Origin of the sequence: Rhizobium sp. RU35A (assembly GCF_900156005.1) — a bacterium.
In the GTDB taxonomy this organism is placed as follows: domain Bacteria; phylum Pseudomonadota; class Alphaproteobacteria; order Rhizobiales; family Rhizobiaceae; genus Neorhizobium; species Neorhizobium straminoryzae.
Genome location: NZ_FTMR01000005.1, coordinates 48,259 through 62,176, shown reverse-complemented (window position 1 = coordinate 62,176; position 13,918 = coordinate 48,259). Strand labels below are relative to the sequence as shown.

Sequence of the window (13,918 nt, the reverse complement as noted above, 5' to 3'; positions counted from 1 at the left end):
GGGCTAAGATCAGTAGACAACGAAGTCTGGTTGAGGATCAGTTTATGGGCGATGCAAAGAAATAACCGATGGTTCCTTGCAGTCGGAGAACCAAAGGGCTTTGGACAGGCAAACCCGCCGGATCATCTTCAGGTTTCGTCTGCCTCGCCGGCATGCGCCGCACGGCTGAAGGTGCGGCTGGTCTCCGTGCAGATGCGGGCAGGCCGGCACCCGTGGCGCCGCCCCTCCTGATGGCTTCCGCCTCAGTCACGGAGGGCGGAAGAGACCTTATCCGCCAAGCGAAAACGTGATGGCCGGCCATGCCTGTCAGCAGGGCCGGCGGCTCCTGGCATCATGCAGCGCGACGGCCGCCCTGGGCCGGTGCTGACACCGGCGGGGAGAACGGGCTGATCCGGAAGCCCTGGAGCAGGGCCGACAACTGCATCGCCTCCTGTGCCAGGCCGGCACTGGCAGCGCTCATCTGCTCCACCATCGCCGCATTCTGCTGGGTCACCTGGTCCATCTGGTTGACGGCGGTGTTCACTTCACGAAGGCCGGAAGACTGCTCCTGTGCGGCGGATGCAATGGCGTCCATGTGAGTGTTGATCGCCATGACAAGCCCGGCAATCATGCCAAGCCCCTCGCCCGTGGCATTGACCAGCCTGACCCCTTCGGACACCGCCACTTCGGAATTGCCGATCAGGGTCTTGATCTCCTTGGCGGCATTGGCTGAGCGCTGGGCAAGCTCGCGCACTTCCTGGGCAACGACCGCAAAGCCCTTGCCGGCGTCCCCGGCGCGTGCCGCCTCCACGCCCGCATTGAGCGCCAGAAGATTGGTCTGGAAGGCAATTTCATCGATGACACTGATGATCTGGCCGATCTGGTGCGAAGCCGTCTCGATCCGCTCCATCGCGGCAACGGCATTGCCAACCACAACGCCGGATTGCTCCGCCTGGCTGCTGGCGGCGCGCACGAGATCGCGTGCCTCTCCGCTGCGCGCCGAGGTGGACTGCACGTTGGCGGTGATTTCTTCCAGTGCCGCGGCCGTCTCTTCCAGCGAAGATGCCTGACCTTCCGTGCGGCGGGACAGCTCCTCCGTCGCACCGGCAACCTCGCCGCTGCCGCTCGTCACGGCCGTCACCGCATGCCCCACCGACAGCAGCGTCGATCGGAGCTGCGCAACGGAGCGGTTGAAGTCGAGGCGCAGGGCTTCGAACTGCGGTGCGAAGGCCTCGTCGATCTCGCAGAGCATGTCGCCGGAGGCCAGACGCTGCAACCCGGCGGCCAGCGCGCGGGTAGCGGCATTGAGGCGCGCATCAGCGTCCCTCTCCGCCAGACGCTGGATTTCCACGCGCTCGGCCTCCGCGCTGCGCCGGCTTTCCTCGGCCTCGGCCTCCAGCTCCGCATTGCGGATGGCCGCCTGTCGAAAGACCTCGACTGAACGGGCCATGCCACCGATTTCATCCTTGCGCAAAAGATCGGGAACACCGATGGCGTGGTTCCCCTGCGCCAATGCATCCATGCAGTCCGTGAGACGGCCGATCGGACGCGCCACGCGCAGCACGATGATGGCCATGCCAGCGGCGGCGAACACAAGCGTGGCGATGAACAGCAGCGCATAGGACACGGCACGGCCGAGCGCGTCAGACTTCGTCGCCTCGGCCCGCTGCAGCAGCACCTGACGGGAAACGGAAGCCACTTCGGCCACGGAGGCCAGCGACGCCTTGTTGCCGGCGCGCCATTCATCGGTCCCCATGGCCGGAGCCTTGCCCTGATGCAGGCTGTCAATCAGCTGCTTGCGGCGGGTCGCGAAATCGCTGGTGAAGAAATCCGCATTGCCCTTGGCATAGGCGGCCTTCAGCTCCGGTGCCGTGGCCGGATGTGCCACAAGCGCGCCAACGATCTGCCAGAGGGCGCTGATGCGTGCCTCGCCGACGATGATGCGGGCATATTCATCCTCGCTGAAGCCACGATGGCTGGCGACGGGCTCGTTGATGACGAGCGAGACATTGCCGGCGGCCACACGGGCATTCCAGGAGGACGAGGCAATCTGGCTGACCGGCACCATGGCCGGATCCAAGGCCCGGATGCGCTCGCCAACCAGGCCGGAAGCGTTCTCCATGCTGTTGAGGAACTTCTGGGTCTCATTCATCCAGATCGTGCCGAAAGCCTTGTCGCGGCTGTCGAGCGGCAGGGTGAGCATCTGATCGAGACGCTCCCGGACGCTCTCCACCATCCGATAGTCCGCAGCGACCGACCGCAGCGGCTCCTCCAGAATGTTAGCGCTAACATAAGGCCGGGAGAACAAGACATCCGCCCAGGCCTGCACCGTGTCGGCGCGGTCCTTTCGCAACTGGCCGATCGCACCATCGGCCTTGTCGGACGGAAGCGCCAGAGCTGGCGGCCCGTCGCCGCGCTCGTTGCGGAAGGCCAGCAGGGTGTTGAACAGGGCCTGGTCCAACGCCGCCAGCCGCACGATTTCGTCATAGCGGCGATAATCGCCGATGGAAGACAGGAAGGCTGAGCCGACCAGCACGCTGACAAGCAAACTGAGCGCTGCGAAAATGCCGACCAAAATGGACTTGAGCGAGAGTGTCATGGCAATCCCATTTGTGTTGCAATGCACAATGATTAAAGGATGCCATCCCAAATTTGGGTTAAAAAACCGCCTAAAATATGAGAGACCCCGCACTGCGTTGCGGTGCGGGGCCTTGTGTTTCTTGATCGATTTCTTTCGGAGCGCTACGAAATATATATGCCTGATGTGCCGTATTGAACAGCGGGCCGGACCTCAGAACTCCTCCCAGTCCTTGGACTGCGCAAGCGCGGCATTGCCCTGGATGCGCGGTGCCGGAGCCGACATGCGGCCTGCCGACGAGGGGCGGGGCGCTGGCGGCGCGACGGCGGCTCTCATCTGCGTACCCGTTGCCCGCAGTTGCTGGGTCGACACACCTGCCGGCTGGCGGGCGGAGCCAAGCTGGAAGTGCGACAGGAGCTCGCTGAGCTTGTAGCTTTCCTGCGCGAGGCTGACGCCGGCGGCATTCATTTCCTCGACCATAGCCGCATTCTGCTGGGTGGACTGGTCCATCTGATTGACCGCGGTGTTAAGCTCCCCGAGGCCTGATGACTGTTCCTGCGCGGCAGAGGCAATCGCATCCATATGGCCGCTGATCGCCTGAACCACTTCAGCGATTGCCGCCAGACCGGAGCCGGTTTCATTGACCAGCTTGACGCCTTCGTTGACAGCCGTTTCGGAATTGCCGATCAGGACCTTGATCTCCTTGGCGGCATTGGCGGAACGCTGCGCGAGTTCGCGCACTTCCTGGGCGACAACGGCAAAGCCCTTGCCCGCCTCGCCGGCCCGGGCGGCTTCAACACCAGCGTTCAGCGCGAGCAGATTGGTCTGGAAGGCGATCTCGTCGATGACGGAGATGATCTGGCTGATCTGCCCGGAGGCATGCTCGATACGCTGCATCGCGCGCACGGCATTGTCGACGACGACGCCCGACTGATCTGCCTTGCCGCGGGCGCCACGGACAAGATCACGCGCCTCGACCGCCCGCTGCGAGGTCATCTTCACATTGGTGGTAATCTCCTCCAGCGCCGCCGCCGTTTCCTCGAGCGAGGCAGCCTGCTGTTCCGTCCGCTTGGCGAGATTGTCCGAGGCGCCGGAAATTTCGGCGGATCCGCCATTGACCACGGTCGCCGACTGGCCGACCGACAGCAGCATGTCGCGCAGTTGCGAGACCGACGTGTTGAAGTCGTGACGCAGCGGCTCGAACTGCGGCGCGAACTGCTGCTGGATCTCGCAGAGCAGATCGCCGGCGGCCAGCCGCTTCAGGCCCGCGGCAAGCGCACCCGTTGCCCTGTTCAGGCGGTCATTGGCATCCTCCTCCGCGCGGCGCTGCAACTCTTCCCGTTCCGCTTCGGCGCGGCGGCGGTTTTCCTCTGCCTCTGCCTCCAACTGGGCATTGCGAATGGCCGCCTGGCGGAAAACCTCGACCGAACGGGCCATCTCGCCGATCTCGTCATGACGGGCGGCGCCGGGAACAATAACATTGCGATTGCCCTCGGCAAGACTGTTCATGCAACGCGTCAGGCGACCGATCGGACGGACGACCCGCAGCACCACCGTCGCCATGCCGCCGATACCGATGGCCATGACGATGACGAAGAGCGCCGAGAAGCCGATAAGCTTCACCTGCGCGCTTGAGCGGCTGTTGGCCGCACTTTCGTTGAGACTGTCCATGGCAAGCGAGGCGACATCGGCGATCAATCCGAGTGCAGCCGTCACCTTTGGACGCCACTCGTCGATCCCGACGGGCGAGCCCTCGCCCGCAACGAGTTTCGCGACAATGCCGGACCGCCAGGTGGCAAAGTCACCCTTGAAATAGCCCTCGTTTGCCTTGAGATAACGTTCCTTCAGGGGTACCGGCGTGGACGGATGGCTGATGAGTGTATCGACCGCGCGCCAGGCAAAGGCAGCACCGGCATCAAACGAGGTGAGATTGCCGATTTCCGTCGCATCCGGCTTGCGGTTCTGGACAATCACGCCGTTGAGAATGACCGTGGCAGAACCGCCGAGGGAGCGGGCAGCCCAGGCATAGGAACGCGTCTGGATCAGCGCAAGCTTGGTCTCATCCAGGCTGCGGATCGCACCCTCGACCGTGGTGGAGGTCTTTTCAAGGCTGGCGATCAGGTCATTGCCCTGCGACAGCACAGCCTTGTCGAGGCCGGCTTCGCGCTTGTCGAGCGGCAGCTCGATATTGGCATCCACCTTCTTCCGCAGCGTATCGAAGCTGGCATAGACCGTGTTCAGATCTGCGATTGCCCTCTTGAGGTCAGCATCCTCGAAGTCGGCGGCAATGATCGCAGCATCGGCCATCGCCGCCTGCACCTTCGTACGCATGCCCTTGAAGCTGGCAATGGAGGCCGCCGCCTTGTCCGGCGCCAGCGTCAACGCGGTCGCGCTGTCGCCCCGCTCGCTTCGGAAGCTGAGCAGCGCCAGAAACAGCGCCTTGTCATAGCGCGCCAGCATCTCCACCCGGTCCGAACTCTGGAACTGGCGATAGGCCTGATAGGTGGAATTTCCCACCATGACCGCCAGCACAGCGCTGACGATAAGGAATGCTGCAAACAGAATGTTTCGTATCGACACCGTCGGTACTCCCCTTGGCAATGCGGGGAAGCGTACACAAACGGGTTAAGAACTACGTAAATGCCAATTTCGAATATTTGCAATGCAGAACGCACCGGGCAGCAGGACCACCCGGCGCCACAGTCTGCAGCGGCGTGGCGGCGCGGCAGCAGATGCCGCGCCGGCTGAGATATCAGCGCGTCAGGCGCTTGTAGGTAACGCGCTTCGGATTGACCGATTCCGGGCCAAGGCGGCGGATCTTGTCCTTCTCGTAGTCTTCGAAGTTACCTTCGAACCATTCGACATGGCTGTCACCCTCGAAGGCGAGGATATGCGTGGCCAGACGGTCGAGGAACATGCGATCGTGGCTGATGATCACGGCGCAGCCGGCGAAGTTTTCCAATGCGTCTTCCAGCGCGCCCAGCGTTTCGGTGTCGAGGTCGTTGGTCGGTTCGTCGAGCAGCAGCACGTTGCCGCCAGCCTTCAGCATCTTGGCCAGATGCACGCGGTTGCGCTGGCCGCCGGACAGATTGCCGACCTTCTGCTGCTGGTCGCCGCCCTTGAAGTTGAAGGCGCCGCAATAGGCGCGCGAGTTCATGTCGAACTTGCCGAGCTTGATGATGTCGTTGCCGCCGGAGATTTCCTCCCAGACGTTCTTGGACCCGTCGAGCGAATCGCGGCTCTGGTCGACATAACCGAGATGCACGGTGTCGCCGATGCGGATATCGCCGCTGTCAGGCTTCTCCTGGCCGGTGATGATGCGAAACAACGTCGACTTACCGGCGCCGTTCGGGCCGATGACACCGACGATACCGCCGGGCGGCAGCTTGAAGGACAGATTGTCGAACAGCAGGCGGCCGTCATAGGACTTGGAAATGTTTTCCGCCTCGATCACCACCTGACCGAGACGCTCGCCGATGGGAATGATGATCTGGGCTTCGCCCGGCCGGCGGTTTTCTGCGGCTGCAACCAGTTCGTCATAGGCCCGGATACGCGCCTTGGACTTGGCCTGACGGGCCTTCGGGCTTGCCGCGATCCATTCCTGTTCGCGCGACAGCGCCTTCTGGCGGCTGCCTTCCTCGCGCTCTTCCTGCGCCAGGCGCTTGGCCTTGGCAGTCAGATAGGCCGAGTAGTTGCCCTCGTAGGGGATACCGCGACCACGGTCGAGCTCGAGGATCCAGCCCGTGACGTTGTCGAGGAAGTAACGGTCGTGGGTGACCATCAGGATGGCGCCCGGATATTCGCGAAGGTGCTTTTCGAGCCAGGCGATCGTCTCAGCGTCGAGATGGTTGGTCGGTTCGTCGAGCAGCAGCAGGTCCGGCTTGCGCAGGAGGAGCTGGCAGAGCGCGACGCGGCGGCGTTCACCACCGGACAGGTTGGACACATCGGCATCGCCCGGCGGGCAGCGCAGCGCATCCATGGCCATTTCGACCTGGCTTTCGAGATCCCAGAGGTTCTGGCTGTCGATGATGTCCTGAAGCTTCGAACCTTCTTCCGCGGTTTCGTCGGAATAGTTCATCATCAGTTCGTTGTAGCGGTTGAGGATCGCCGTCTTGTCGGCAACACCTTCCATCACGTTTTCGAACACGGTCTTGGTCGGGTCGAGCTGCGGCTCCTGCGGCAGATAGCCAAGCGTTGCGCCGTCGGCGAGCCAGGCCTCACCCGTCCACTCCTTGTCGAGACCCGCCATGATTTTCAGCACGGTCGACTTACCGGCACCGTTCGGGCCGAGAATGCCGATCTTGGCATCGGGGTAGAAGGACAGGTGGATGTTCTCGAGGATCTTCTTGTTGCCGTAGGCCTTGTTCAGCCCGGCCATGTGATAGATGAATTGACGTGCCATAAGGGTGATCGCTCCGGCGTCTCTTGGGGTTTGGGAGCTATCTAGGCGAATCGGCGGCCTGGAGCAATGCAGGACGGGGAGGAAGACGGCATGTTCGATACAACCCACAGGCTGGAAAGCCCGACAGGGGCCTCGCTTGCCCTGCGCCACCAGCCGGCGGAGGGCCGGCCGCGTGCCATCCTGCAGATCTGCCACGGGCTTGGCGAACACAGCGGGCGTTATGGCCGCTTCGCCGCCTTCATGGCGTCGCGGGGCTTTGCGGTCTTTGCGCATGACCATCGCGGCCACGGGCTGACGACGGCACCGGACGCCGCTTCCGGCCGGTTTGCCGTGAAAGACGGCGTGGACAAGGTGATTGCCGATGTTCGGGCCGTCACCGATCACGCCGCAACCGAACATCCCGGGCTTCCCGTCCTGCTGTTCGGTCATTCGATGGGCGGGCTGATTGCGCTCAATACCGTGCTCAGCCATCCACGCACGTACGATGCGCTTGCCGTCTGGAATTCCAATTTCGCCGTCGGCCTTCTCGGCCGGGTGGCGCAGGTGGTGCTGAAGACGGAGCGGGCGCTGAAAGGCTCCGACGTGCCGAGCGGCATCCTGCCGCGGCTCACCTTCGACACCTGGGGCCGCTCGATGCCCAACTCTAAAAGCCAGGCCGACTGGCTGAGCCGCGACCGGGCCGAGGTGGAAGCCTATGAGGCCGATCCGCTCTGCGGCATTGCCGTCAGCGTCTCGCTTTGGCTCGACGTCTTTGCGCTGACCTTTCGCGGCACCGAACCCGCCCTGCTCTCCCGCCTGAAGAAGGATCTGCCGATCCATCTGGTGGGTGGCGGGCAGGATCCGGCCACTGATGGCGCAAAGGCCACCGCCTGGCTCTCGCACCGCCTCGCCGCCGCCGGATTTTCAAGGATCACCAAGCGCATCTATCCCGAGATGCGCCACGAGACACTGAATGAATTCGGCCGCGAGGAGGCCATGGCGGAATTTGCCGCCTGGGCGGAGGCCAACCTACCCATGCCAGCGGTACATGCCGTTGCAGGAATGACCTCATGACTAGATATCAAGTGCCGTGATCGGGCGGTGGCGGTATGAACGAAGGCAAGGCGGCGTTGAAAGCCCCCTCATCCGCCCTTCGGGCACCTTCTCCCCGAGGGGCGAAGGGATAGGCCGCAACGTCGCGGTTTCCGTCTCCCCTCGGGGAGAGGTCCTCCGAGCAAAGCGGAGGCGGGGTAAGAGGGCTACGACAACCGCCATGACCGACGGACAATGTTGCCGTGAGGTCTGCACACAGGCGAGGAGACATGACCAGCGAATCCCACAAGAAGCCGCCGCTCGACGGTATCCGCGTCATCGAACTGGCACGCGTGCTGGCCGGCCCCTGGGCAGGCCAGATGCTGGCCGATCTCGGCGCCGACGTGATCAAGGTGGAAAACCCTGATGGCGGCGACGACACGCGCGGCTGGGGCCCACCCTTCGTGGAGGGCAAGGACGGTGAAAATCTCTCCGCCGCCTATTACCATTCCACCAATCGCGGCAAGCGCTCCATCGCGGTGGATTTCAGCACGCCGGAGGGGCAGCAGATCGTGCGCCGGCTGGCGGCCGATGCCGATGTGTTCATCGAGAACTTCAAGCTCGGTGGCCTGAAGAAATACGGTCTCGACTACGAGAGCTTGAAAGCGATCAATCCGCGCCTCGTCTATTGCTCGATCACCGGCTTTGGCCAGAACGGCCCCTATGCGAGCCTTGCCGGCTATGACTACATCGTGCAGGGCATGTCCGGCTTCATGTCGGTGACCGGTGCCACCGATGGCGAACCGATGAAGGCCGGCGTGGCGATCGCCGACATCTTTACCGGCATTTATGCGGTCACCGCGATCCAGGCCGCCCTCATCCATGCCATGAAGACCGGCGAGGGCCAGCAGGTGGACATGGCGCTGCTCGACGTGATGTCGGCGGTGCTTGCCAACCAGAACATGAATTATCTGATCTCCGGCACGGCGCCGGTGCGGCTGGGCAATGCCCATCCGAACATCAGCCCGTACGAAGTGGTGCCGACCGCCGATGGCCACCTCATTCTGGCGGTTGGCAATGACGGCCAGTTCCGCCGCCTCTGCGCAATCCTCGGCATCGAGGCGATGGCCGACGACGATCGCTATGCCACAAACAAGGCCCGCGTCGCCCATCGCGATGCCGTGCGCGCCGCCGTGGTGGCGAAGACCGTGCAATGGACGAAGGCCGATCTGCTGGCCGCCTGCGGCGAGAATGCGGTGCCGGCTGGCCCGATCAACTCCATCGGCGAAATGTTCGCCGATCCGCAGATCGCGGCACGCGGGCTGAAGATCGATCTCGACGCGGCCGACGGCACAAGCATTCCGGGCGTGCGCACGCCGATCGTGCTCTCTGAAACGCCGCTGACCTATCATCGGCCGAGCCCCGGCCTCGGCGAGCATACGGACCAGGTGCTGGCCGAGCTTCAGGCCAGAGAACACGCAAGACAAAGAGAACACACAAGACAACAGGCACAGCAAAAGGAAGGGCAGACCCCATGAAGACCGGCGGCCAACTCATCGTGGAAGCCCTCCAGGCAAACGGCGTGAAGCGCGTGTCCTGCGTGCCGGGCGAAAGCTATCTGGCCGTGCTCGATGCGCTCTATGACAGCGGCATCGACGTTCTCGTCTGCCGCCAGGAAGGCGGCGCGGCGATGATGGCCGATTGCTGGGGCCGCCTCACCGGCGAGCCCGGCATCTGCATGGTCACCCGCGGCCCGGGCGCCACCAATGCCTCGGCCGGTCTGCATGTGGCCATGCAGGATTCCGTGCCGATGATCCTGTTCATCGGCCAGGTGCAGCGCGATGCCCGCGAACGCGAGGCCTTCCAGGAAGTGGAATATCGCCGCGCCTTCAGCGAATTCGCCAAATGGGTCGGCGAGATCGATGATGCCCGGCGCATTCCCGAATTCGTCACGCGCGCCTTTGCGGTCGCCACCTCCGGCCGGCCCGGCCCCGTGGTGCTGACGCTGCCCGAAGACATGCTGGTGGATGAGGTCGAGGCGCCCGAGGCAAGGACCTACCGGCGCGTCGAAAGCCATCCGGGCCCGAGCCAGGTGGCGGAATTCGCCGCACGGCTGAAGGAAGCGCAGCGCCCGATGTTCATCCTCGGCGGCACCCGCTGGAGCGAACAGGCCGTGGCAGACATCCGCCAGTTCGCCGAACGCTTCCACGTGCCGGTCGGCTGCTCCTTCCGCCGGCAGATGCTGTTCGATCACACCCACACCTGCTATGCCGGCGATGTCGGCATCGGCATCAACCCGGCGCTCGCAAGCGAGATCAAGGGAAGCGACCTCCTCGTGCTGCTGGGCGCCCGCATGTCGGAAATGCCCTCCTCCGGCTATACGCTGATCGACATCCCCTACCCGCGGCAAAAGCTGATCCACATCTTCCCCGATCCGGAAGAACTCGGCCGGCTCTATCGCCCCGATCTCGCCATCTGCGCAGGGCCTGCCGAATTCGTCGCGGCGATCCGCGATCTCGAAGCGCCGGCCTGGCCGATCTGGGCCGAGCGCACGGCCGCCATGCACGATGCCTATCTGAACTGGTCGACCCCGCCCCGGACCGGTCCCGGTGATGTCCACATGGGTCCGATCATGGACTGGATCGAGGAACACACGCCGAAGACGGCGATCTTCACCAATGGCGCCGGCAATTATGCGACCTGGCTGCACCGCTTCCACCGTTTCCAGGCCTATAACACGCAGGCCGCCCCGACCTCGGGCTCCATGGGATACGGCCTGCCGGCGGCAGTGGCGGCAAAGCAGCTGTTTCCGGAACGGGAAGTGATCTGCTTTGCCGGCGATGGCTGCTTCATGATGCATGGGCAGGAGTTCATCACCGCCGTGCGCTACCAGTTGCCGATCATCACCGTGCTGGTCAACAACGGCACCTATGGCACGATCCGCATGCATCAGGAGCGGGAATATCCGGGGCGCGTCAGCGCCACCGATCTCGTCAATCCGGATTTCGTCGCCTTCGCGTCCGCCTATGGCGGCCATGGCGAACGGGTCTCGAAGACGGAAGAGTTCGGCCCGGCCTTCGAGCGGGCCCGCGCCTCCGGCAAACCCGCCATCATCGAGGTGATGCTCTCCCCGGAAGCCATTACCCCGAGCCGGACGCTGACGCAGATCCGAACGCGCGCTTAAGGCGATTCGTCCGCTTGACAGCGACTAAGGCCTGCCATATCAATTTGAGGTACGTACATCAGAGCTATTCCGATCCATTTTCGTCTGTTGGGGGAGACAGATGCAAACATTCACGCCCGATCCGGATTTTGCGATTACCGACGAGAACGGGCTGAGAGGCCTGTTCCCGCCGACGCATGATCTGGCCTTGAAGAAATGCCAGACGACGCTCAGCCACCACGCACAGGAATTCATTCAGCGGTCGCCGTTCCTGTGCATCGGTACGCAGAACGCGAATGGCAAGGCGGATGTCAGCCCGCGCGGCGATCCGGCCGGTTTCGTCCGCATCCTGGATGACCGGACCCTGGCGATACCGGACAGGCCCGGCAACAACCGGCTGGATACGCTGAGCAACCTATTGAGCAATCCGAACGTCGGCCTGCTGTTCATCGTGCCCGGATTTGACGATACCCTGCGCGTGAACGGACGCGCCGCGCTGACGACGGAACCTGAACTGCTAAACAGCATGACGGTGAACGACCGGGCGCCCAAACTCGCGATCATTGTTCATATCGAGGAGATCTTCTTTCACTGCGCCAAGGCATTCCGCCGCTCGCACCTCTGGAGCGCCGATCACCTGCAGGATCGCAAGGCAATGCCGTCCCTCGTCGAGATCATTCTCGACGAAACCACCGGTGCCCCGCAGGATGCTGCGGAAAAACGCAAGCTGGATGACGATCTGGAAGAGGAATACCGGCGCACGCTTTACTGAGCGCCGCCTCCACGAGAATCGCCCTTGAAACGGTGCGTGAAGGGCAGGATTGAAAGGCGTGCTGCAAGCGGCGGGGAGCTTCGCCGCGGCCGTGGCGTCGATCGCGTTTTCCAGCGACCGTCTCGCCCTTAGATGCGATTGGCCAGGCGCCGTCTGAACGACCGTACGGGATGCGCCATCGGCTAGCGGATGTGCCGGCTCACCGGCCGACAGATCCAGCGTCAGGATCGGCGCGCGGCCCCGCTCCCAACAAAAAACCCGGCAGATCAACAGGATCTGCCGGGTCTCTGTCTCAATCCGTCAAAAGGCTCAAAGAGCTGCGGTAACGATGAATTCCACCTTGTAGTCCGGGGTCGCCAGAGCGGCTTGGCTCGTGGCGCGGGCCGGCGGGTTGGCCGGATCGATCCAGGCTTCCCAGACGGCGTTCATCTCGGCGAAGGTCGACATGTCGGAGAGATAGATGATCGTCTGCAGAATCTTCGACTTGTCGGTGCCGGCAGCAGCCAGCAGACGGTCGACTTCGGCAAGCGCCGACTTCGACTGTTCCGTCACGGTCGCGCCTTCGCCCACCTGGCCGGCGAGATAAACGGTGTTGCCGTGAACAACGGCGCCGCTCATGCGCTTGCCGGGTTCGATACGCTTGATGCTCATGGACATGCTCCCCATAAAATGAGCTTGGAAAGAAAGAGTGGGCGGTGAAGAGACCGCTCAGCCGCGCAGGTGCTGGCTCTTTTCGTAGATCGCCGTGGAACGGGCGCCGGAGCGGCAGTATCCCAGCATCGGCCGCGGAAATTCGTCGAGCGCATCGACCATGCCGCGCACGGCATCGGCATCAACGCCCATCCTGCCGACCGGCACATGGGCGATCTCAAGCCCCAGTTCGCGAGCACGGGCAGCAACCACATCAAAGTTCGGCTGGCCGGGCTCCTCGTCATCGGGGCGATGGCAGACGATCGACTTGAAGCCCATGGCCTTGATCTGGTCGAGGTCTTCGGGGGTGATCTGGCCCGTCACCGCGTATTCGTCGTTGATCTCTCGGATATCCATCATGTCGGCCTCCGGCGCTGTGCTTCAAAAATCAGGGCTTTCCCTTACGATGGCGGGTGGGGCACGTCAATGACGCGCCCCCGGCCCTGTGTTTTGCCCCGCGTCCCGGCTCACACAGGTCATCAGGCGAAGCAGAAGCGCAGTCCGTATTCAGCGCTCTCGCCGGGCTTCAGCATCTGAAGTTCTCCGGACGCGGCCAGTTCCTCCCGACCGACCCAGCGATGAGAGACCGGCTCGATGCCCAGCACATGCGCCGGTGCCTGCTGGTTACGCCAGATCTGCAGATAGGGCAGCGTATCCGTTTTGAACTTCACCTTGAGCGTGACGCCGCCGAGCGATGCGATGGGGCCGAGCGCCACCTCCGCCCAGTCCTCACCCTCGACACGCGCCGGAACACAGAACACGCCGCCCGGTTCTTCGCCGAAATTCCAGGGAAAGCCGCCACCCTCCAGCATCTTCCCGGAAAGGCGCACATGCTGGTCGAACAGCCAGGCGCCGATGTTCATGTGGTACATGTGAACCCTGGCGAAGGGCACCTGCCCCACATTGATCAGCCGGTCGGACAGGCACACTTCACCGGTCTCGCCGCTGATGCGCCAGTGCCGCTCCAGCAGCGCCTCGCCGCCGTCGGCCGTCTTCACCGGCACGCGCGCCTTGCACTCGGCATCCTCGCCCTGCAGGTCCCAGAACAGGATCTCGGCGGGATGGCCGGAATAGGAGCCATGCAGGGGAAACTTGCGGCCCGTCGCATCGCCGGGGATCGGCTCCGGGTGACGGATATGGTCGGGCCCGCAGGTGAAAAGAAAGCCTTCCAGCGAATGATCGATGCGCGGGTCCCCGTCGTCGGGAATGGCGCGGCCCGGTGCGATATCCGTTCCATCGACGACACAACCGCCGATATCGAGCACGCTGGTCTCATCCAGGAACAGCTTGGGTCCTGCAGCCGCGACAAATGCCTTCACGTCA

10 protein-coding genes are annotated in these 13,918 nt (G+C 63.5%); 4 read left to right on the top strand and 6 right to left on the bottom strand.

Going from position 1 to position 13,918, the window contains the following annotated elements:
- Nucleotides 1-331: 331 nt before the first annotated feature.
- The 3 genes from F3H95_RS27465 to ettA all read right to left on the bottom strand — a co-directional run bounded on the left by F3H95_RS27465 (nucleotide 332) and on the right by ettA (nucleotide 6,959).
- Nucleotides 332-2,578 (bottom strand): methyl-accepting chemotaxis protein, encoded by a 2,247-nt coding sequence (locus F3H95_RS27465; protein WP_149746271.1) that lies wholly within the window; start codon nucleotides 2,576-2,578, stop codon nucleotides 332-334.
- Nucleotides 2,579-2,770: 192 nt separating this feature from the next.
- Nucleotides 2,771-5,077, bottom strand: a complete 2,307-nt coding sequence (locus F3H95_RS12645; RefSeq protein ID WP_149746480.1) for a methyl-accepting chemotaxis protein — start codon at nucleotides 5,075-5,077, stop codon at nucleotides 2,771-2,773.
- A 232-nt stretch (nucleotides 5,078-5,309) separates the two neighbouring features.
- Entirely contained in the window at nucleotides 5,310-6,959 is a 1,650-nt protein-coding gene (ettA, locus tag F3H95_RS12640; protein WP_149746270.1) for an energy-dependent translational throttle protein EttA, read from the bottom strand.
- Between the two features lie 90 nt (nucleotides 6,960-7,049).
- On the opposite strand from ettA, the gene F3H95_RS12635 reads away from it, so the two are divergent.
- From F3H95_RS12635 to F3H95_RS12615, 4 genes are all read left to right on the top strand, one after another.
- On the top strand, nucleotides 7,050-8,012 hold the full coding sequence (locus tag F3H95_RS12635; protein WP_149746269.1) for an alpha/beta hydrolase: 963 nt from the start codon (nucleotides 7,050-7,052) through the stop codon (nucleotides 8,010-8,012).
- 248 nt (nucleotides 8,013-8,260) lie between these two features.
- Nucleotides 8,261-9,508, top strand: a complete 1,248-nt coding sequence (locus F3H95_RS12625) for a CaiB/BaiF CoA-transferase family protein (RefSeq protein ID WP_149746267.1) — start codon at nucleotides 8,261-8,263, stop codon at nucleotides 9,506-9,508.
- Nucleotides 9,505-11,154: a thiamine pyrophosphate-binding protein gene (locus F3H95_RS12620; protein WP_149746266.1), complete on the top strand. Its 1,650-nt coding sequence runs from the start codon at nucleotides 9,505-9,507 to the stop codon at nucleotides 11,152-11,154. Before F3H95_RS12625 ends, F3H95_RS12620 begins: the two co-directional genes overlap by 4 nt.
- 100 nt (nucleotides 11,155-11,254) lie before the next feature.
- On the top strand, nucleotides 11,255-11,905 hold the full coding sequence (locus F3H95_RS12615) for a pyridoxamine 5'-phosphate oxidase family protein (protein WP_149746265.1): 651 nt from the start codon (nucleotides 11,255-11,257) through the stop codon (nucleotides 11,903-11,905).
- A gap of 309 nt (nucleotides 11,906-12,214) precedes the next feature.
- Here F3H95_RS12615 and F3H95_RS12610 read toward each other — a convergent pair whose 3' ends face one another.
- The 3 genes from F3H95_RS12610 to F3H95_RS12600 form a co-directional block, all read right to left on the bottom strand.
- Nucleotides 12,215-12,556 (bottom strand): RidA family protein, encoded by a 342-nt coding sequence (locus tag F3H95_RS12610; RefSeq protein ID WP_149746264.1) that lies wholly within the window; start codon nucleotides 12,554-12,556, stop codon nucleotides 12,215-12,217.
- A gap of 57 nt (nucleotides 12,557-12,613) precedes the next feature.
- The gene (locus tag F3H95_RS12605; RefSeq protein WP_149746479.1) at nucleotides 12,614-12,952 is read right to left on the bottom strand and encodes a TIGR01244 family sulfur transferase; all 339 of its coding nucleotides are present in this window, start codon (nucleotides 12,950-12,952) and stop codon (nucleotides 12,614-12,616) included.
- A gap of 122 nt (nucleotides 12,953-13,074) precedes the next feature.
- Nucleotides 13,075-13,914 (bottom strand): DUF4432 family protein, encoded by an 840-nt coding sequence (locus F3H95_RS12600; protein WP_149746263.1) that lies wholly within the window; start codon nucleotides 13,912-13,914, stop codon nucleotides 13,075-13,077.
- Nucleotides 13,915-13,918: the final 4 nt, after the last annotated feature.